We start from the raw sequence: 20,204 nt of genomic DNA on the forward strand, positions 1-20,204 counted from the left end.
GTTAGCCCTTGAAGTCGTAGCCAATCGAGATCCCGACCATGCGTGGTTCGCCAATCACGCCCGTTGTGGCGCTGGAGCCTCTGACGGAGCGGTAGTAGTCTTTATCCAGCGCATTTTTCACCCACAGTGAGACGTTCCAACGGTTATCGCCTTGCTTACCGCTCAGTCCGCTAGACAGGTTCAGAACGCCATACGCTGGAATGCGGTTGTATTCGGAATCGTCAAGCGTGCCATAGGCCCAGCTCCGCCATGACCATTGACCGGAAACCGAGGCTTGCAGATTGTTTGGTGTATCCCATTGATAACGCACGCGTGTGTTGTAGCTCAGCGTCGGGGACTTAAAGACACGCTTTCCTGACATATCGCACGAGACGGCGGAGATTTCTGCCGGGCAGCGGGCGTTAGGGAAGTTCAGGTAGCGGGCATCCAGAACAGTACCAGCCAGGCTGATGCTCAGGCCGTCAAGCGGGCGCAGCGTCAGCTGTGTTTCGCCGCCGCGTGAGCGGAATTTCCCGGCGTTAATCAGGTAGCTGGTATCCGTTTCCTCGTCATAGGCGTTGTTCTGGAAATCTTCGACAACGCTCCAGAACAGTGCGGTATTCCATTCCACTTTGCGCTGTAACCAGTGGGTTTTGACCCCCAGCTCCGCCGAACGGGTTTTTTCTGGATCGACGTACAGCGAATCGATTCCGAGCTGCCTTGCTGCCCCGGATGAAACATTCAGGCCGCCGGATTTTTCCCCATAGCCCAGTGTGACGTAAGGGGTGACGTTCGGTGCTGCGAACCAGTTCAGGCTGATGGAGCCAGAGGGCAGGCGGTTGGTTTGCGAGAGCGGGCCAGAGTCAAAGGTTGCGCGGTTTTTGCGAACAAACGTCCCTTCTTTTTTCTCATAGGTCTGGCGCAGGCCGACAATGACATCCAGTTTCTCGGCGGCATGCCAGGTTCCGCGACCATAGACGGAATAAACGGTGTCATCCAGCGTGCCAAAGCGCTGAACGTTAATGCCCTGATAGCCATTTCCTACCCACGTCCGCACGCGGTTGTCGTTGTAGTAGCGGCTGTTTGCCTCGGTATCGAGGTTCTCTCCCCAGTAATCGACGCCCAGTGAATAATCGAACGTATTACCTTTGGGGGAATCCAACCAAAAACTCTGTGACCAGACGCGATCGCGCACGTCAGCGCCGCTGTCGTGATAGAGCGGAATGTTCCAGTTATCCGCCGTGCTGGGCAATACGCGGAAATAGCGTAGTGACGACAGAGAATTAACGCTATAGCCGTTTTTCAGCTTCCAGTTGGCCTCTACCGATCCACCGCCTTGCGCCACGCGAATAATATTCTCGTCATCCATCGCGACCTGACGGCCGCCGACAACCTTGAGGCCGGTCTGTTCCGCCCGAGTACGAAACGCATCGGTTGCGCTCACCAGCACCGAAACCGGACGCTGCGTGGAATCACTGTAATCGCCAGTGATGCGAAGGCTAAAGCTGTCATTAGGTTGATAAAGCAACTGACCGCGCACGCCGTTATTGGTGCTGCCTCCCAGTTTATGACCGTTTTCGATATTCGTGACGTTTCCACCCCGTTCGGTGCGTGACAGATTGATGCGTCCCGCCCAGTGGTCGCTGAGCGGCCCAGACGCCATCAGTTTGGATTGTAGATAGCCGCGCTGCCCGAAAGATTGCTCCAGTGAATATTCAGGGGTGAAGGTGGGTTTACGGGTGCGAATATCAATGGCGCCGCCGGTAGTATTAAAGCCGTAGGCTGCGCCCTGTGCCCCTTTCAGCACGCGGGTACTGTCGATATCCAGTAAATCATTAGAGATGACGCCGGGGCGGGACAAGTAAACGCCATCGACAAATAGCCCGACGCTGCCCGGCATACCGATGTTGGTGCCGCTCTCACCCCCGTCACCGATCCCACGAATCGTTACTGTGGTGTCCATCACATCGACGGTATCGACATCCAGCCCGGTCACCAGCTGCGACAGTTCTTCAAAGCGATACACCCGTTCTTCTTCGAGCGTTTTGCCATCGATCACCGATGCCAGCGTGGTCGGCGGCTGAACGGGCGTACGCTGGGCGTTCACTTTCACACGTTTTAGTTGAACGGGGGCGACGGTTGTGGCCTCCGTACGGGGAGTATTATCCGCGGCGATCTGCGGGTCGGCTGCTCGCGCTATTGCAGGAAGCGTTAAGACGCAGCTCATTAAAATGCCCGACATTATTTTGTGCTGGTGTTTTTTTAAATACTGTTGGTGTTTTTTAAAATACATAGCGTCTTCCAAATTCAGTCAATAGGCTACCCATTGCCGTGAAATTCACGGCAATACAGGGGCTATAATTTTTTGGGGGAAATAAATTACTGTGTGGCTTTCAGATAAGAATCATCCAGCCATTTATCGACATCAAAAGGTTGTCGAATAAGACGTGATTCATAAGCCAATGTGACGGCGCGTTTTAATTTTTCCACGAAGGTTGGATCCAATTCGGGTGAAAGACGTTCGGTTAATGGCGGCAATGTATCCCATTCGACGCGTAATATATTTTCCGGATAGCCTGACTGGGTGGCTAAGAGTTGAATAAATTCATCTTTATTTTTCTCATCGCTGGCCCAGTTTGCCGCTTCTCGTTGCACTTTGACCAGGCGGCGCAGAATATCCTCGTTGCCTTTGGCAAATTTCTCATCTACCAGCAGGAAGCCGCTGAGCTGGCCTGCGCCATTCAGGTCACGGCTAGACAGTGGGATGTCCGCCAGCCCTTTATCTCGCAGCGAAAGTGTATTGCTGCCGCCCCAGGTTGCATCAATCTGTCCGGCCGCTAACGCCGCGCTGGCCGCTGCGAAGTCGAGATTAATCAGCTTCACGTCAGAGGGTTTTAGGCCCTGCGAATCAAGCGCGCTGACGAACGAAAGCTCACCGGCTGTTCCGCGAAAGATCCCGATGCGTTTACCTTTCAGATCGGCGATTTTCTCAATACCAGAACCTTTCGCCACCGCCAGATAGTGATTGATGCCGCGTGATGCCACGGCGATCACGCGTGTATCCAGCCCGCGCGCACGGCCGATAATGCTGGCTAAATCCCCCAGATAGGCCACGTCAACCTGATGGTTGCCAAACGCTTCATTGATGACGGGGCCTGCGCCTTTAATAAACGTCCAGCGGACGCTGATGCCGTCTTTGCCAAATTCGCGTTCCAGCAACTTCTGGCTGTGAATGACGTCAAGCAGGCCACCGCCGCTGGGTTTTGTGCCTGCGCCAATGTCTGGCGCGGCAATACGAATTTCAGTGATCGCCGATGCGATGCCTGACCAGGCTATACCCATTGCCAATAAGCTGGTCACCAACCATTTTCGTCCTAATCTCGTCATTATGTTACCCGTCAGTGATGAAATGTTTGAATGTGAGTGTGCGAATATAAGTGTTGTTATTGCGCCGGTTTAGCGCGGCGTCATCTTGTTGCAGAAACACATTTAAAGGGTTGGCAATAAACTGACTAATACAAAAAAAGCATTATTATTTTTAATAAATCGCTAAATCAGTATTCATCGCTTATTTCCTTGCTATGCAGCGGACGAAAAAAAACTATTCCAACTATGCATTAGCCTGTTTGGGTTTATTACCTTTAGTTTGTCGTTAAACCATGGATGCGATGATCTTTCCGATGAAATAGATATCGATATACAGATACATACGTTGACTTTATTTCGCATGCAGAAAGAATCGATTATTCCAACGCTATTTTAGATTACCTCTCAATGTTGCCTGCGAGTTGAAGTATGAGGGGTATCAATAAACACGGTCAGGAGCACTAACCATGACGGAATTACTCTATGCGGGAGCGGTGTCAGGATCCCGGTCTTATTCACCGGAGCCGACTCCGCACGCCAGCCGGGTGAGCGGCGTCGTGCAGTCGCGCGTACCGACGCTGAATACGACGGTTTCGTCTCGGCCGGAGCGCTGGTTGGCCGTCATCGCGACGCTGCTATTGCACGCGGCGGTGCTGGCGTTGTTCAACGCAGCATCGACGCCGCCGGTTACCGTGCCTGCCCGGCCACAGCCTGTCAGCGTTGAACTGGTTGCGGCGGTGGCGGAGCCCGAGCTGCCAGCAGAACCTATTGAGCCTGAAGCGGTGACGCCGCCGCCGGAGATCGCGCCTCCCTCGGTGGACAACCCCGTCGATGACAACGCGCTGTTGCCGCCAGCGCCTGAGAAAACAGAACCGGAGAAAAAGGTTCCAGAGAAAAAGCCTGAACTGGCACCGAAAAAGGTCGCGGTGAAAAAGAACCCGCCAGCACCGAAACCTCAGGCGGAAGCCAAATCAGCTGTCGCGCCAATCACGCCCGCTCCGGTGACGCAACAGGCCGCCGCGCAACCCGTTGATGCGCCGCTGACGCCGCCGCTGGCGAATGCGGACTATCTGCATAATCCCGCCCCGTCTTATCCCGACGTGGCGATTAGCCGCGGTTATGAAGGCACCGTGCTCCTGAATGTACAGGTACGTGCTGACGGCAAGGTGCAAACCATTCGGATTCATCAATCAAGCGGCTATTCCTCGCTGGACGAGGCGGCCAGAAACACGGTGCTGCGCTGGTCTTTCGTGCCGGCGCGCCGCGGCAATCAGCCGGTTAGCGGCTGGGTGGTGGTGCCTGTCGATTTTTCGCTGAACTCATGAGGTATTGGTTATGACGCTCGGACACATTGAACTCTTTTCTGCGGAAGGCGCAGTGATTCTGTTATTGCTGCTGTTTTCCCTCGTCACCTGGGGGCTGGGATTACTGAAATTCGTCCAATACGGGCGGGCACAGCGGCGCGATCGGCGTTTCCGCGCGGCCTTCTGGCAGCAGGATGACGTTAACCAGACGCCGGAAACCAGCGCCAGACTGCCCGGTTCGCTTGCCAATCTGGCGCTAGCGGCGGTCAAAGCGCCGGAGCGGATTAGCGGACAGCTTGCGCTGAATAGTCATCTTCCCGATCGGGTTGAACGTGCGCTGCAACAGCAGATTCAGCGTGAGCGCCGTTCGCTGGAAAGCGGGCTGGCGATTCTGGCGAGTATCGGCAGTACGTCACCGTTTATCGGCCTGTTTGGCACCGTTTGGGGCATTATGGCGGCGTTACAGGACATTGGGCTATCGGGTTCCGCCAGCCTTGATACCGTCGCGGGGCCGATTGGTAATGCGCTGATTGCCACCGGGATAGGGATCGCGGTCGCAGTGCCTGCGGTGCTGATCTACAACTACTTTTTGCGTCGCCTCAAGCTGGCCGTCGCAGACATGGATGACTTTGCCCATGATGTCTACAGCGTGATGCAGGCGAACGATTTTCATGTCAGCGCGTTTCATCCCAGCGTGGAATCCTCGGCCACCGCTTTCTCCGTGAAGAACCTGAGAGAGGTGGTCTGATATGGCGTTCACCTCGCGTAATGATGAAGACGTCATGAGTGAAATGAATATCACACCACTCGTGGACGTCATGCTGGTGCTGCTGGTGGTGTTTATTGTGACTGCGCCGATGTTGACCAACGCCATTCCGATTCAGCTCCCGAAAACGTCGGCGGTGGCACCCGCTGACCGCGCCGATCCGGTGGTGATTAGTATTGATGGCGAGCAACGCGTGTTCATCAATAAAGAGAATCTGGCGCGCGAACAGCTGGTGCCGCGCCTGCAACAGGCTAAAACGGGTAATGCGGATCTGGTGGTGCAAGTACAGGCGGATAAAGACGCGAGTTACGGCGCAGTCGCCGCGCTGCTGGCCGATGTCGAGCAGGCGGGGATTACCCGTCTTTCCCTGCTGACGCAAAAATAACGCCGCCGGATATCGACAATCATGATGCCCAAATACCCGCTGCGGATACGCTCCGCCCCTGATGCTTCGCTGACGGATACCGCGCTGTTGGCGGGATACTCTGCGTTAGTCGTGTCTCTGGTTGTGCCGCTGCTGGTGCTTGTCGGCTGGTGGCTTGCCAGTCGTCACGGGTGGATGTCTGAACAGATCCTGCCGTCACCGCTGGCGGTGATTGATAGCGCACGGGCTTTTATCCCCGAGGAGCTAATCCACCAGTTGCCCATCAGTCTGCTGCGGCTGGTGATTGGCTTTAGCGGGGGGATCGCGCTGGGTCTGGTGCTGGGTAGCCTGTTTGGTCTGAATCGACGGCTGAATGCGCTGTTTATGCCGCTCTTTACCGTTATCGCGCAAATCCCGACGCTGGCCTGGATTCCGCTGTTGATGCTGTCGCTGGGTATCGGCGAAGCACTGAAACTGGTGGTGCTGGTGAAATCGGTAACGGTGCCAGTGACGCTTTATACCTGTGCGGGTATCCAACAGACGCCACAAAAGCTGCATGAAATGGCGCGTAGCCTGCGTTTGCCACCTGCCGCCTTCCTGCGTTACCTGATTCTGCCTGCGATGCTGCCGTATGTGATGACGGGTGTGCGGCTGGCGTTTTCTACCGGGTGGGTCGCCCTGATTGCGGTCGAACTGTTGGCATCCAGCGAAGGGCTGGGCTATTTGCTGGTACAAAGTCGCCAGTTGTTCATGCTGGATCTGGTATTCGTCTGCATTCTGATCATTGGCATACTGGGGTTTGCCGGAGAACGCGTGCTGCTGACGCTGGAGCGCCGCTGGATTCACTGGCCTGCGCCGGTGCTGGGGCGCGATAGTCTGAGCACGGTATTACCCGGTTTGTCGCTGACGCCCTGGTTAGCCCCGTTGATACTGGTTGCGCTGTGGCAGGTTAGTAGCACCTACGAGTGGGTGAATGCGGCTTTTCTTCCTGCACCGAGTCGCGTGATCGATGCGCTATGGACGGGATTGGTTCAGGGAGGGCTGTTCATCGATCTCAAGGCCAGCCTGCTGCGGGCGCTACAGGGTTTTATGCTAGGGAGTGCGATCGGCGTGCTGGTCGGCGCGTTACTCGGCGGTTGGCGTATTGCTGACAGGCTGTTTAATCCGGCGCTGTCCGCGCTGCGCTGCGTGGCGCTATTTGCCTGGCTGCCGCTGATTACGGCCTGGTTCGGGTTAGGGGAGAGCGCCAAAATCGTGTTTATCGCCGTGGCGGCGTTCTTTCCTGTGATGCTGGCAACCCGTCAGGGGATTGCCCAGCTTCCGCCTGCGCTATTGGAAGTGGCGCAGGTGCTGCGTCTGACGCCCGTGCAGACGCTCCGCACACTGATACTGCCCAGCGTGTCGCCGCCGCTGTTTTCCGGTCTGCGGCTGGCGCTGATGCATGCGTGGACGGGTGCGATTGGCGCAGAGTATTTCATGCCGTCGGGGGAAGGGCTGGGTGGCATGATGATTCGCGCACAGCAGTTGCTTGAATCCGAACGCATCATGGCGGGCGTGGTGCTGATTGCCACCGTCGCCGCACTATTTTCCCGGCTGATTACTTTGTCTGAGCGGCGGTTGACCCGCTGGCGCTTTGCATGACCGTTAACGGAGAAGCTATGTCCTTACATTTTCAGCACATTACCAAACACTTTACCGTCAACGGTGCACCGCTGACGGTGTTACAGGACATTGATCTTTCGCTGCATGCGGGTGAACTGGTTGCCATCATCGGTGCCAGTGGCTGTGGCAAATCGACGCTGCTGCGTTTGGCGGCTGGGATTGATACGGCCGAACACGGACGCATTCTGATTGGTGAGCGGCCAGTGCGCGGCATTCCCGACGATGTCAGTCTGGTGTTTCAGGAACCACGCCTGTTCCCGTGGCTCACCGTGACGGACAATATCCGCCTCGGTATGCTCAACCTCAACCTTTCTCCTGCTGAAGTGACGCGTCGTATTGCGCACTCTCTTCAGATGATGGGGCTGGAAGGCTTTGCTGATGCGTGGCCGCATCAGCTATCAGGGGGAATGGCGCAGCGTGTCGCGATCGCCCGGGGGCTGGTATCGACGCCGCGCATTCTCCTGTTGGATGAACCTTTCGGTGCGCTGGATGCGCTGACCAAACAGCAGTTGCAGACGCGCTTGGCCGAAATACGTCAGCAAACGGATTTGACGATATTACTGGTGACGCACGATGTGGAAGAGGCGGTTTTTCTGGCGGACAGAGTGGTGGTGATGTCGCCCCGACCCGGTCGGATTAGCACGATTCTGCCTGTGACGTTGCCCTATCCTCGCGACCGCACCAGTTCAATGCTATTGGAACAGCGGCAAGCGGTCAGCCAGGCGTTGCATCAGGCGGATACTGTTGAAGTCTGATGCAGCTAACTACCGCTTTCTCTCAATTTTAATCATCGATAGAAACCGCCGTGAAAGTAGTGGTTCAAGCTTTTGATAAATTTATTTTGCAAAGCGAAAACGGGAGTAACGGAATAGAAGAGTAAAGCGTTTGCGCCATGGATGGCGCAAGCCGAGCGCACAGGGATGTGTTTACAGCGTCTTTACGATCTATCCGTTACTACCGCTCAACTGGTTCTGTCAGAAACCCCAAGCACGATGAAAAGGCGGTTTTTCTTTTCTGCCCACCACGCGAGATCCATGCATTTTCAGCATAGTGAAGTGCTGTGATTAACTGGCATAATGCGCATGTCATTTTCGGTCAATACCTTAACAGGATATTCCTATTGGGTATGCGCAGGTGTGTTGGCCTATACTCGTCATACTTCAAGTTGCATGTACGTTGGCTGCGTTCACTCACCCGAATCACTTACTTGAGTAAGCTCATCGGGATTCCTTCTCTTGCCGCCTGCCTGAAACTTGAATTATTTAGAGTAGACACTCGTTAAGGCCGCGCGGGTTAGCGTCGATGCATAATCGTGACCGAGAGAAACACTTATTGCCGATACTCGCCGGTGAAAAAGGGCGGGTATATATCGTTATTATTGAGGTTTTCGCATGAAAAAAGTTACCGTTGCCGCAACACAAATGGCGTGTTCCTGGGATCTGCCTAAGAACATTGAAAACGCCGAAAAACTGGTGCGACAAGCGCATGCAAAAGGCGCGCAGGTGATCCTGATTCAGGAACTGTTTGCCGCACCGTATTTCTGTATCGATCAAAGCCCAGAGCACTATGCGCTGGCGCAGGAGCTGGAAACCAGCCCGCTGATTAAGCATTTTTCCGCACTGGCGGCGGAGCTGAACGTGGTGCTGCCGTTGAGCTTTTTTGAACGTGCCAATAACGCCTACTACAACTCGCTGGTGATGATTGACGCGGACGGTGCCGTACTGGACGTTTACCGTAAAACGCACATTCCGAACGGCCCGGCGTATCAGGAGAAGCAATTCTTCATTCCGGGCGACACCGGCTTTAAAGTCTGGCAGACGCGCTACGCAAAAATCGGCGTGGGCATTTGCTGGGATCAGTGGTTCCCGGAAACCGCGCGCAGCCTGGCGTTGCAGGGCGCAGAGCTGATTTTCTATCCAACCGCGATTGGTTCCGAGCCGGCTTACCCGGACATCGACAGCCAGCCGCATTGGACCCGCGTTCAGCAAGGTCACGCCGCCGCGAATCTGGTGCCAGTAATCGCCTCCAACCGTATTGGTACGGAAGCCAGCAAATATATCGACGGTCTGGAAATGACGTTCTACGGCTCGTCTTTCATTGCCGATCAAACCGGCGCGCTGTTGGCACAGGCCAATAAGACGGATGAAGCGATTCTGGTGCATGAATTTGATTTAGAAGCTATTGCTGCGCAGCGTGCGTCATGGGGGCTGTTCCGCGACCGTCGCCCGGACATGTACGGCACGATTGCCACTTCTGACGGCAAGACCCGGAGATAAGTGATGTCACAGTTAGCTACTCCTCATCTCACCACGCCGCATCAGGATGGTTTTGCGATGCCCGCCGAATGGGCGCCGCATGATGCCGTGTGGATGATTTGGCCGTATCGCACTGACAACTGGCGCGAACAGGGCGTTCCGGCGCAAAAAACGTTCGCGCGCGTGGCGGAAGCTATCGCTCAGAATACGCCGGTTATCATGGGCGTGCCCGCACGCTACATGGCGAATGCGCAACAAGTGATGCCGGTGAACGTCACGCTGGTGGAAATGGAAAGCGACGATGCCTGGATGCGCGACACCGGTCCAACCATCGTGCTGAATCAGGTGGGTGAACGTCGGGGTATCGACTGGCAGTTCAACGCCTGGGGCGGCGAACTTGGCGGTCTGTATGAAGACTGGCGTCAGGATGAGAAGGTCGCCGCGCAGGTGCTGGACTATCATCAGGCTGCGCGTTATGCCGCGCCGCTGATTCTGGAAGGTGGCTCGATCCATGTCGATGGTGAAGGCACATTGCTGACTACGGCGGAGTGCCTGCTCAATCCGAACCGCAACCCGCACCTGAGCAAGGCGGAAATCGAACAGTTGATGCGTGATTACCTCAGCATTTCGACGATTATCTGGTTGGAAGAGGGCGTGTACAACGACGAAACTGACGGGCATATCGATAACATGTGCTGTTTCGTGCGCCCCGGTGAAGTGGCGCTGCACTGGACGGATGATGAAAACGATCCGCAGTACGTGCGATCTATGGCCGCTTATCGTGTGTTATCTACGGCCAAAGATGCTCAGGGTCGACAGTTGAAAATCTGGAAATTGCCTGCCCCCGGTCCGCTCTATGCAACCAAAGAGGAAGCGCTGGGCGTGGAGAGCGGTGATGCGGTTGAGCGTCTTGCCGGTTCGCGTCTGGCGGGTTCTTATGTGAATTTCCTGATCAGCAACCAGCAAATCATTTTCCCATTGCTGGATGAGAAGACGGATGACGTTGCACGCGATCTACTACAACAGATGTTCCCTGGCTATTTGATTAGCGGCGTGCCTGCGCGGGAAATCCTGCTGGGCGGGGGAAATATTCACTGCATTACGCAGCAAATCCCTGCGGCGAAGTAACGTTTCCTATTCTCTGACGGTGGGCGATCACGCTAGCCGTGATTATTCCCCCTGTTAGCATGCTGCTCACAGGGGGATCATCTCATTAGGGTTAGCTTAGAAAGCTGGCTCTATGTGGGGGCGTTTAGGGCTTACATCAAATTTTGATGTCGTTTGGGGAGTGGTTTTTAAGCCAGTCCGCCATCGCTGCATCCATGCGAGTTTGCCAACCGCGACCAGTCGCTTTGAAGGCTGCGATAACTTCCGGTGAGTATCGAATACTGACTTGTACTTTTGGTGCAGGTTTAACGGGGCGTCCCTGTTTGCGCATTGCTTTCAATTTACTGAAAGGCATAAGCTGCACGTTCTCACCTTCAAGCGAGCGTGTATCAGGATCTTGTGCAATAGCTTCCTGAATTTTACGGTCTTCCTCATCCGTAGGGAGGATAGTACCCTGCTTAAGTTTTGGCATATTTTTCCACCTCCGCTTTAGTGGCTTTCCGCAAACTGATAATGCGGTAAATTTCTTCATCGTCCCCATCGCTGTAAGTAAATACGACGACATAAATTCGGTTGTTGAGATAAGCGAGGCCGTAAGTGATACCGATGTAACGATCTTCGCTGTAGTTACCAAGAGAGTCAGATGCGGCAACCATTCGATCCCAATCAAGATGTTCAGCATCGGCCAAGTACACGCCGTGTTTTTGCTTATTACTCTGATTCTTAATCGGGTCGAATATAATTTTCATTTATTTATTGTAGCTACAATAAATATGAAGTCAAACGTATAGATACAGGCAGATAAGCTGATAGTGAAGCTAGTGGTACTGACAGTTGAATGAGATCAAAAAAAGCCGGCTGGCGCGATAGCGCGAACCGGCTTTTTGATTGGACGAACGCGTGTCCGTCCGTTTGCTATAAACGCTTAGCCACGTTTAGCGTCGGCTGCGGCTTTCACGATAACGGCAAAGGCGTCGGCTTTCAGTGAAGCACCGCCAACCAGCGCGCCGTCGATGTCCGGCTGGGTGAACAGCTCTGCGGCATTCGCTGCATTCACAGAACCGCCGTATTGGATGATCACTTGCTCAGCAACAGCGGCATCTTGCTTGGCGATATGGTCACGGATGAATTTGTGAACAGCCTGAGCCTGTGCTGGAGTTGCAGATTTGCCGGTACCGATAGCCCATACAGGTTCGTAGGCGATAACGGTGTTCTCAAACGCTTTCGCGCCCAGCGTGTTCAGTACGGCGTCCAGTTGGCGCGCACAGACGGCTTCTGTCTGGCCTGCTTCGTTTTCTGCTTCAGTTTCGCCAATGCACAGTACCGGAATCAGGCCCGCATCTTTCAGCACGCCAAATTTCTTCGCAATGAATTCATCGCTTTCTTTGTGGTAGGTGCGGCGCTCAGAGTGGCCGATGATGATGTATTTTGCGCCGATGTCTTTCAGCATGTCGGCAGAGGTTTCACCGGTGAAGGCACCAGAAAGGTTTACGTCTACGTTCTGCGCGCCCAGTGCGATGCGGCTGCCAGCCAGTTGGTGGTTAGCTTGATCGAGGTAGAGAGCAGGTGGTGCAATCGCTACGCCACAGCCGTCAACGGTGCTGAGCTCTTTACGCAGACCCGCGATCAGTTCGTTGACCATGTGAGTGCTGCCGTTCAGCTTCCAGTTACCCATAACTAATGGATGTCGCATCTTTTTTCCTCCAGCCGGAATCGCGAATGAATCAAGGCATTAATAAATAAAAGTTAATAAATCAATGTGTTGGTGAACCGACGCACAAATTTTACTGCCATCAGGCAATATGACCTGCCCACAGTATAGAGACGAAATGTGACCGTGGCTCTGTTTTTCGTCATGAATTACCGTGTTGATCACGGTTCAGATAGCGTTAGCTTAATCGGTTCAACAGCAAAAGTTAGCCCTTTTTCGCCATCATCTGCAACAACATAACGCAAGGCGCCTTCCGTTTGCGGATAAAAGCGCTTTCCTTTGCCTTTTTCCAGCAGTTCGGTGACTTTTTTCACGCTCTGTTCTTCCGTTAGCGACGGGGCGAACGTGCGTGCCAGCGCAGCCATATAGTCGATGGCCTGCTTACGACGCGCCGCAGTTTCTTGCTCACTCTGCGGCTGTGGTCGCCAGGTAATTTGCAGCGTTTTGATTTTCCCGGTGCCTTTTTCCAGCGCGGTTGAGGCATAGAGGTGGTCGTTGATTCGGCTGGCGGCACGGGTCAGCATACTGGTGATATTACCGGTGTCGACAACCCGAAATTCACCGATCGGCAGCGTCGGATTGCTCAGGTTGTAGCGGGAACGGAACTGCGTGATGGTTTGATCGAAGGTTGGGGCACCGGCCAGCAGGTACGGCGCATTGGCTGAGGTTTTGGGCGGGAACGTCGGATCGGCGCCCGCGTGAGTCTGGTACAGCACCAGCGATGATAAAACCAAAAGTGAAGCGATGCGTTTTCGTGTCATAGGGATTCGGGTCAGCCACTTCAGAAGATGTTCAGGCCAATAACGGCGTAATACGTTTGATTAAAGCGGCATTTGTACGTCGTTGTCAAAACAAGTACGTCGTTGTCAAAATAAGTACGTCGTTGTGAGAAATCGCACGTGGCTGACAAAAATCGCGTAAAGATTGCGGGCAACTGTCTAGGTTGAGGTAAAATCAGCCAGAACAAAATACCGATTCATTCGGTCAGACAGGCCGATAATTCAGGGCGTTATCGTTAATGACATTACAGCAGTGGTGCTTCTCGTTTAAAGGCCGAGTCGGTCGTCGTGATTTCTGGCTTTGGATGGCCATTTGGGTTGCCCTGATGGCGGTGCTGTTTACGCTATCCGGCCAACGCTGGCTGGATACGCAATCGACGGCGTTTGGTTTGGTGGTATTGCTGTGGCCGACGGCGGCCATTATGGTGAAACGACTGCACGACCGCAATAAGAGCGGCTGGTGGGCGCTGCTGTTAGTGGTTGCATGGATGCTGGCTTCGGGGAACTGGACGATGTTTTCCGCCGTTTGGCAGTGGGGAATTGGTCGTTTCCTGCCGATCCTGATTGTCGTGATGACGCTGCTCGACTGCGGCGTTTTTCTCGGCACAAAAGGGGAAAACCGCTTTGGCGTAGAGGCGGAACCGTTTCGCTTCCGCCGCTAGTTAAAACAACCGACTGTTTACCAATAGTTTTCAGCGGTCATATGACCGGGTCTGCGGCGCAGGTGCTTGGTCATTTGCCGTTCTTCTTTCAGCAACAGCTGGGTATCACGCACCATCTGCGGGTTGCCGCACAGCATGACGTGGCTGGTTGCAGCATCCATCGGCAAGCCCACGGCAGCTTCCAGCGAACCGTTGCTGATAAGCTGAGGAATGCGGCCTGTCAGCGAGCCCGTTTCCTCTTCCCGGCTGACTACCGTCTGAATACGCAGCTTGCCGTGGTAGCGCTGCTGTAATTGTTGCATCAGCGGCAGATAGCTCAGATCGCGTGAGAATCGGGCGGCGTGAACCAGCACGATGTTCTTAAAGCGTTCCAGATCCTTACCTTCCTGAAGAATCGACAGGTACGGGCCAATGCCTGTGCCTGTTGCCAGCATCCACAGCGTTTCACAATCAGGAATTTCTTCCAGCACGAAAAACCCAGCGGCTTCTTTGACGATCATGACGTCTGAACCGGGTTGTAGCGCATGCAGACGGGGGCTGAGCTTGCCTTCCGGCACGGTGACCAGATAGAACTCAAGCGTGGGATCGCTAGGCGCATTCACATAGGAATACGCACGCTGCACTTTCTCTCCCTCAATCTCCAGCGCCAGCTTGCCATACTGCCCAGCAGTGAATGCATCGGTGGGCGCGTGAACCCGAATGCTAAACAGACTTTCTGTCCAGTTTTCCACCTGAATCACTTTGCCTGTCACCCATTCAGCCATATTTTTCTGCTCCTGTTGTACCCGTCATACTTCAAGCTGCATGTGCGTTGGCAATACTCGGCTCATCTCTGAGCCTCGCCCTGAGGGGCCGCCGCAAGCGGCGTTCAAATTGGCTAAGCCAATTTGTCCTTACTCGCCCCAGTCACTTACTTGAGTAAGCTCCTGGGGACTCGCGCGATTGCCGCCTTCCTGCAACTCGAATTATTTAGGGTATCGACGCCACTATATTTGTGCGTCTACGATACGCTATTTATTAACAACTGTGAAACAATCAGTCAGCCGGGTAATCGGTTGTTACAGCAAAAACTCGTGCAGAGTGCGATCCTTGCGATCCAGATAGTGCGTCGATTTAATCCGGCGGATCGTACGGGATTTACCGCGGATCAGCAGCGTTTCTGTGGTAGCCATGTTGCCTTTACGCGCGATCCCGTCCAGTAAATCGCCTTTGGTGATGCCGGTCGCGGAGAAAATCACATTATCGTTACGCGCCATGTCATCAAGCTTGAGAACGCCGCCGGCTTCGATGCCCATTTGTCGGCAGCGTGCCAGCTCATCTTCACCGATACGGCGGTTTTCGGCGTTATCACCTTTGACCTGATGACGTGCCAGCAAACGTCCTTGCATGTCGCCATCAAGCGCGCGAATGACGGCCGCCGAGATTACGCCTTCTGGTGCACCACCGATGCCGTACAGCACGTCAACTTCGCTCTCCGGCATGCAGGTGAGAATGGAGGCGGCCACGTCGCCGTCTGGAATCGCGAACACTTTCACGCCCAACTGCTGCATTTCCGCGATGCAGGCATCGTGACGCGGTTTAGCCAGCGTAATCACCGTTAACTGGCTGAGTGGTTTGCCCAGCTTGATCGCGACATTGCGTAGGTTGTCCGCCAGCGGCAGGTTGAGGTCAATTGCGCCTTTCGCGTCGGGCCCGACGATCAGTTTTTCCATGTACATGTCTGGCGCGTGCAGAAATGCGCCTTTTTCACCGACAGCCAGCACGGCCAGTGCATTCGCCTGACCCATTGCCGTCATCCGCGTGCCTTCAATCGGGTCGACGGCAATGTCCACGGCATCGCCCTGACCGGTGCCGACCTGCTCACCGATGAATAGCATCGGCGCTTCGTCGATTTCCCCTTCGCCGATGACAATCTGGCCGTTGATATTGACCTGGTTCAGCATGATGCGCATCGCCTGTACGGCAGCATTGTCGGCGGCATTTTTGTCGCCACGGCCTAACCACTTATAGCCAGCCAGCGCGGCTGCTTCGGTGACGCGTGAGAACTCAATGGCTAATTCACGTTTCATAAATACCTGTCTGTTGTCGATCGGGAAAGGAAGAGATGTGGCAGCGATTTTATCACAACGGGAGAAGGGCGATTGAGCGAGATGAAAAAACGGGCGCGACAGGCGTGCCCGTTGTTGATGGATTAGTGGATGGATTACGCGTCGTGATCTTCCCAGCTACGGGCACGAGCCACGGCTTTCTGCCAGCCGCTGTAGCGAACATTGCGCTCCACCGTTTCGATGCTGGGGCGGAATTCCCGCTCGATAGTCGCTTTGCTCTTCACTTCATCCAGATCGTTCCAGAAGCCAGTAGCAAGGCCAGCCAGGAACGCAGCACCCAGCGCCGTGGATTCACGCACTTCTGGACGTTCCACGCGCGTACCGAGAATATCGGACTGGAACTGCATCAGGAAGTTGTTGGCGACCGCGCCACCGTCGACACGCAGCGCTTTCAGGCGCGTATCGGCGTCTGCCTGCATGGCATCCAGTACATCGCGGGTCTGGAAGGCAATCGATTCCAGCGTCGCACGAATGATGTGGTTAGCGTTCACGCCACGGGTCAGACCGAAGATCGCGCCACGGGCATACGGGTCCCAGTAAGGGGCACCCAAACCGGTGAAGGCGGGTACGACATAGACGCCGTTAGAGTCCTTCACTTTCGTCGCAAAGTATTCGGAGTCCATTGAGTCGCCGATCAGCTTCAGTTCGTCACGCAGCCATTGGATAGAGGCACCGCCAACGAACACTGAGCCTTCCAGCGCGTAGTTAACTTCGCCGCGTGGGCCGCAGGCGATGGTGGTCAGCAGACCGTGTTTGGACAGCACCGCTTCTTTACCGGTATTCATCAGCAGGAAGCAGCCGGTGCCGTAGGTGTTTTTCGCCTGTCCTGGGTTGACGCAAAGCTGGCCGTACAGCGCCGCCTGCTGGTCACCCGCGATACCAGCGATGGGAATACGTGTACCACCTTTACCACCAATGTTGGTCTGGCCGTACACTTCTGACGACGCGCGCACTTCTGGCAGCATCTCACGTGGGATATCCAGCGCTTCCAGCATGCGGGTATCCCACTCCAGCGTATGAATATTAAACAGCATGGTGCGGGAAGCGTTGGTGTAATCCGTGACGTGAACACGCCCCTGCGTCATTTTCCAAATCAGCCAGGTGTCAATCGTACCAAACAGCAGTTCGCCGCGTTTGGCGCGTTCACGAGAGCCTTCAACGTGATCCAGAATCCACTTCACCTTGGTGCCGGAGAAGTAGGGGTCGACCACCAGTCCAGTGGTGTTGCGAACGTACTCTTCCAGACCGTCTTTCTTCAGTTTTTCACAAATTTCAGCAGTACGACGACACTGCCAGACGATGGCGTTATAAATCGGTTTGCCGCTCTCTTTTTCCCAGACCACGGTGGTTTCACGCTGGTTGGTGATACCAATGCCCGCGACTTCATCCGAGCTGATGTCGGCTTTAGCCAGCACTTCGACCAGCGTGGAGCTTTGTGATGCCCAAATCTCCATCGGGTCGTGCTCTACCCAGCCTGCTTTTGGATAGATCTGAGTGAATTCACGCTGCGAGACGCTCACGATATTGGCATCGTGATCCAGTACGATGGCGCGGGAGCTGGTTGTGCCCTGATCGAGCGCGACAATGTATTTTTTTTCCGGGTTCATAAATCCAATCCTGTAATGATTAACCGTGAAATAGGATGGTCGTGGCGTTAAGTTTAACGGCTTTCACGACGCGTGGTAGTTTCTGCCTCGGGTTCGCAGACATCGCATGGCAGATTACGGCCAATTAGCGCGCGATAACCGAAGGCACCCAGACAGGCACCGATAATGGGGCCGAAGATAGGAACCAGAAAGTAAGGAATGTCGCGTGCACCAGTGAAGGCCACGTTGCCCCAGCCCGCCAGGAAAGCGAACAGCTTAGGACCAAAGTCACGCGCCGGGTTGAGGGCGAAGCCGGTCAGCGGCCCCATAGACGCACCGATGACGGCAATCAGAATACCGATCAGCAGGGGAGCGAGTGGCCCACGTGGAATGCCGTTACCATCGTCGGTCAGCGCCAGAATCAGGCACATCAGGATGGCAGTGATGACGGTTTCAACCAGCAGCGCCTGCATGACGGAAATGTGCGGGTTCGGATAGGTTGAGAAAATGCCGGCTAAACTCAGACTCTCCGTACTGCCGCGCACCATATTGTTGGCTTGTTCAAAATCGACAAACAGATTGTGATACAGACCGTAGACCAGCGCGGCGGCACAAAATGCCCCCGCAATCTGCGCCAGAATGTAAGGCACCACCTTGCGACCATCGAAACAGGCAAACAGCCACAGGGCGATGGTAACGGCCGGGTTGAGGTGGGCGCCGGAAATGGCGGCAGTCAGGTAGATTGCCATCGCAACCCCCAGACCCCAAATGATGCTGATCTCCCACTGTCCGAAGCTGGCTCCCGCCAGTTTCAATGCGGCGACGCAGCCGACACCGAAGAAAATCAGCAGGCCAGTGCCGAGAAATTCGGCGATACACTGGCCTTTTAGCGTTGAACGTTCTGCTTGGCTCATATTTTTTTCCTGCTGGGTAACGTACAGAGTGGTAGGTCTAAGGATACCGCTTAGTGGCATCCTCTGTTTTAAATGTATTTATGATGTGAATTTATCGTTAATGCTCGAAAACGAGAAATATCGAAATTTAAATGTGTGTTGCGTGTCAAAAAAATGAGCGTATTCGCTTATAAAATGACTCTAAGTGATTTTTCACACAGGGGTGATAGTAACGCTCAGGTTAAATTTATTAACACTTACCCGTCATACTTCAAACTGTATGTGCGTTGGCTTCCCTTACTCACCCCAGTCACTTACTGGTGTAAGCTCCTGGGGATTCGTGCGATTGCCGCCTTCCTACAATTTGAATTATTTTGGGTAACATAGGAGTAATGGGGAGGCGAACAGGAGTCGTTTTCAGCCTATGCCACTCGCTTTTCCGTTTGCGCAGCTTGTTTTTCAGTTCGCGCTGCCCGTTTTTCAGTTTGTACTGATAGTGTTACATAAGAAAAGCTGCCACACTCGTGTAGTGGGGGATGTGCGCTAGACAGGTGGCGGTTGGCTACATACAATTTCGCTATGGTCTGTCTTGCCAGCCGTCCCGCGGTCAGGATTATGTTTACGGGCGGATGGCGGCACCGTTGGGTGTTGGTTACAGAGTCCGAAAGCCAGCGTTAACCGATCTTTGCCTTGTTGCGATTAAAAGGGGTTTGAAGAATGTCATTTGAAGTGTTTGAAAAGCTGGAAGCGAAAGTTCAGCAGGCGATTGATACCATCACGCTGTTGCAAATGGAAATTGAAGAGCTGAAAGAGCAGAACAACGCGCTGTCGCAGGATGTTCAGGCGGCAGCGGGTTCACGTGACGCGCTGGTGCGCGAGAACGAACAGTTGAAAGAAGAGCAAGTGGTATGGCAAGAGCGCTTACGCGCGCTGTTAGGCAAAATGGAAGAAGTCTGATAGGACTTGCCGGCTCAGACGAAGGAATCAATTATCGATTGAGCCAAATAAAAAAGGGCGGTTATCGCCCTTTTTTGTGATGATGTTACCGCAATAAAAACGCGGAGATTCAACGATATTATTCAATATCCAGCGGGTCTTCCGCCAGAATGATACCAGTATTATCGGCATACAAATGATCACCGGAGAAGAAGGTCACGCCGCCGAAGTTGACGCGAATATCGCTTTCGCCGATACCTTCGCTACTGGCACCGACCGGAATGGCGGCCATCGCCTGAATACCAATATCCAGCTCAGCCAAGTCGTCGACCTGACGCACCGCGCCATAAACGACAATGCCTTCCCATTCGTTTTGCGTCGCCAACCGGGCGATTTCCGCGTTGATCAACGCGCGGCGCACGGAGCCCCCGCCATCGACCAGCAGCACGCGCCCCAGACCGTTCTCTTCAAGGAGATCGAACAGCAGGCCGTTATCCTCAAAACATTTCACCGTGGTGATTTTGCCACCAAATGAAGTACGCCCGCCAAAGTTAGAGAACAGAGGCTCAACAACATTCACCTCTTCGTGGTAGATATCGCACAGTTCGGAAGTATCGTATTTCATAGGATTAACGTCTGTTTGCCGCCGGAATCATGAGTATATCCCTTTCTGGCGGCTGTTGGCAAAATCATCAAATGTTAACTTGATGCGCATCAGTAAATACG

At 54.3% G+C, this 20,204-nt stretch carries 20 protein-coding genes; 9 read left to right on the forward strand and 11 right to left on the reverse strand.

What is annotated here, in order from left to right:
- Window position 1: 1 nt before the first annotated feature.
- Both O1Q74_RS00710 and O1Q74_RS00715 read right to left on the reverse strand, forming a co-directional pair.
- A complete protein-coding gene (locus tag O1Q74_RS00710; RefSeq protein ID WP_271875559.1) occupies window positions 2-2,272 on the reverse strand; it encodes a TonB-dependent receptor in 2,271 nt (756 codons plus the stop codon).
- Between the two features lie 86 nt (window positions 2,273-2,358).
- Window positions 2,359-3,366 (reverse strand): ABC transporter substrate-binding protein, encoded by a 1,008-nt coding sequence (locus O1Q74_RS00715; RefSeq protein ID WP_271875560.1) that lies wholly within the window; start codon window positions 3,364-3,366, stop codon window positions 2,359-2,361.
- 446 nt (window positions 3,367-3,812) lie between these two features.
- On the opposite strand from O1Q74_RS00715, the gene O1Q74_RS00720 reads away from it, so the two are divergent.
- From O1Q74_RS00720 to aguA, 7 genes are all read left to right on the forward strand, one after another.
- Window positions 3,813-4,670, forward strand: a complete 858-nt coding sequence (locus O1Q74_RS00720) for an energy transducer TonB (protein ID WP_271875561.1) — start codon at window positions 3,813-3,815, stop codon at window positions 4,668-4,670.
- Window positions 4,671-4,680: 10 nt separating this feature from the next.
- Complete coding sequence (locus tag O1Q74_RS00725) at window positions 4,681-5,397, forward strand: MotA/TolQ/ExbB proton channel family protein (RefSeq protein ID WP_271875563.1); 717 nt, start codon at window positions 4,681-4,683, stop codon at window positions 5,395-5,397.
- A 1-nt stretch (window position 5,398) separates the two neighbouring features.
- Entirely contained in the window at window positions 5,399-5,800 is a 402-nt protein-coding gene (locus O1Q74_RS00730) for an ExbD/TolR family protein (protein WP_271875565.1), read from the forward strand.
- A gap of 21 nt (window positions 5,801-5,821) precedes the next feature.
- On the forward strand, window positions 5,822-7,420 hold the full coding sequence (locus O1Q74_RS00735) for an ABC transporter permease (RefSeq protein ID WP_271875567.1): 1,599 nt from the start codon (window positions 5,822-5,824) through the stop codon (window positions 7,418-7,420).
- A 17-nt stretch (window positions 7,421-7,437) separates the two neighbouring features.
- The gene (locus tag O1Q74_RS00740; protein ID WP_271875569.1) at window positions 7,438-8,196 is read left to right on the forward strand and encodes an ABC transporter ATP-binding protein; all 759 of its coding nucleotides are present in this window, start codon (window positions 7,438-7,440) and stop codon (window positions 8,194-8,196) included.
- A gap of 636 nt (window positions 8,197-8,832) precedes the next feature.
- Complete coding sequence (gene aguB, locus O1Q74_RS00745) at window positions 8,833-9,717, forward strand: N-carbamoylputrescine amidase (RefSeq protein WP_180787170.1); 885 nt, start codon at window positions 8,833-8,835, stop codon at window positions 9,715-9,717.
- 3 nt (window positions 9,718-9,720) lie between these two features.
- Complete coding sequence (aguA, locus tag O1Q74_RS00750) at window positions 9,721-10,824, forward strand: agmatine deiminase (protein WP_271875571.1); 1,104 nt, start codon at window positions 9,721-9,723, stop codon at window positions 10,822-10,824.
- Between the two features lie 136 nt (window positions 10,825-10,960).
- Here aguA and O1Q74_RS00755 read toward each other — a convergent pair whose 3' ends face one another.
- The 4 genes from O1Q74_RS00755 to O1Q74_RS00770 form a co-directional block, all read right to left on the reverse strand.
- The gene (locus tag O1Q74_RS00755; protein WP_010299332.1) at window positions 10,961-11,275 is read right to left on the reverse strand and encodes a BrnA antitoxin family protein; all 315 of its coding nucleotides are present in this window, start codon (window positions 11,273-11,275) and stop codon (window positions 10,961-10,963) included.
- A complete protein-coding gene (locus O1Q74_RS00760; protein WP_271875575.1) occupies window positions 11,262-11,492 on the reverse strand; it encodes a BrnT family toxin in 231 nt (76 codons plus the stop codon). Before O1Q74_RS00760 ends, O1Q74_RS00755 begins: the two co-directional genes overlap by 14 nt.
- A 236-nt stretch (window positions 11,493-11,728) precedes the next feature.
- Window positions 11,729-12,496 (reverse strand): triose-phosphate isomerase, encoded by a 768-nt coding sequence (tpiA, locus tag O1Q74_RS00765; RefSeq protein WP_225086490.1) that lies wholly within the window; start codon window positions 12,494-12,496, stop codon window positions 11,729-11,731.
- Window positions 12,497-12,675: 179 nt separating this feature from the next.
- Window positions 12,676-13,275, reverse strand: coding sequence for a YiiQ family protein (locus tag O1Q74_RS00770; RefSeq protein WP_271875576.1), 600 nt, complete (start codon window positions 13,273-13,275; stop codon window positions 12,676-12,678).
- Between the two features lie 257 nt (window positions 13,276-13,532).
- Between O1Q74_RS00770 and O1Q74_RS00775 the strand changes: the two genes are divergently transcribed.
- Window positions 13,533-13,955 (forward strand): DUF805 domain-containing protein, encoded by a 423-nt coding sequence (locus O1Q74_RS00775; RefSeq protein ID WP_271875578.1) that lies wholly within the window; start codon window positions 13,533-13,535, stop codon window positions 13,953-13,955.
- A 17-nt stretch (window positions 13,956-13,972) separates the two neighbouring features.
- On the opposite strand, the gene fpr is transcribed toward O1Q74_RS00775, so the two are convergent.
- The 4 genes from fpr to O1Q74_RS00795 form a co-directional block, all read right to left on the reverse strand.
- Window positions 13,973-14,719, reverse strand: coding sequence for a ferredoxin--NADP(+) reductase (gene fpr / locus O1Q74_RS00780; RefSeq protein ID WP_271875580.1), 747 nt, complete (start codon window positions 14,717-14,719; stop codon window positions 13,973-13,975).
- A gap of 294 nt (window positions 14,720-15,013) precedes the next feature.
- Window positions 15,014-16,024 carry a class II fructose-bisphosphatase gene (glpX, locus tag O1Q74_RS00785; RefSeq protein ID WP_271875582.1) on the reverse strand — a complete coding sequence of 337 codons (1,011 nt, stop codon included), beginning with the start codon at window positions 16,022-16,024 and terminating at the stop codon, window positions 15,014-15,016.
- Between the two features lie 134 nt (window positions 16,025-16,158).
- Window positions 16,159-17,670, reverse strand: a complete 1,512-nt coding sequence (gene glpK, locus O1Q74_RS00790; protein WP_271875584.1) for a glycerol kinase GlpK — start codon at window positions 17,668-17,670, stop codon at window positions 16,159-16,161.
- 53 nt (window positions 17,671-17,723) lie between these two features.
- Window positions 17,724-18,563, reverse strand: coding sequence for an MIP/aquaporin family protein (locus tag O1Q74_RS00795; RefSeq protein WP_180775882.1), 840 nt, complete (start codon window positions 18,561-18,563; stop codon window positions 17,724-17,726).
- Window positions 18,564-19,259: 696 nt separating this feature from the next.
- On the opposite strand from O1Q74_RS00795, the gene zapB reads away from it, so the two are divergent.
- On the forward strand, window positions 19,260-19,499 hold the full coding sequence (gene zapB / locus O1Q74_RS00800; RefSeq protein ID WP_225086497.1) for a septal ring assembly protein ZapB: 240 nt from the start codon (window positions 19,260-19,262) through the stop codon (window positions 19,497-19,499).
- Window positions 19,500-19,617: 118 nt separating this feature from the next.
- On the opposite strand, the gene rraA is transcribed toward zapB, so the two are convergent.
- Entirely contained in the window at window positions 19,618-20,103 is a 486-nt protein-coding gene (gene rraA, locus O1Q74_RS00805; protein ID WP_180743875.1) for a ribonuclease E activity regulator RraA, read from the reverse strand.
- Window positions 20,104-20,204 lie beyond the last annotated feature (101 nt).

The sequence above is a fragment of the Pectobacterium sp. A5351 genome (assembly GCF_028335745.1).
Taxonomy (GTDB): domain Bacteria; phylum Pseudomonadota; class Gammaproteobacteria; order Enterobacterales; family Enterobacteriaceae; genus Pectobacterium.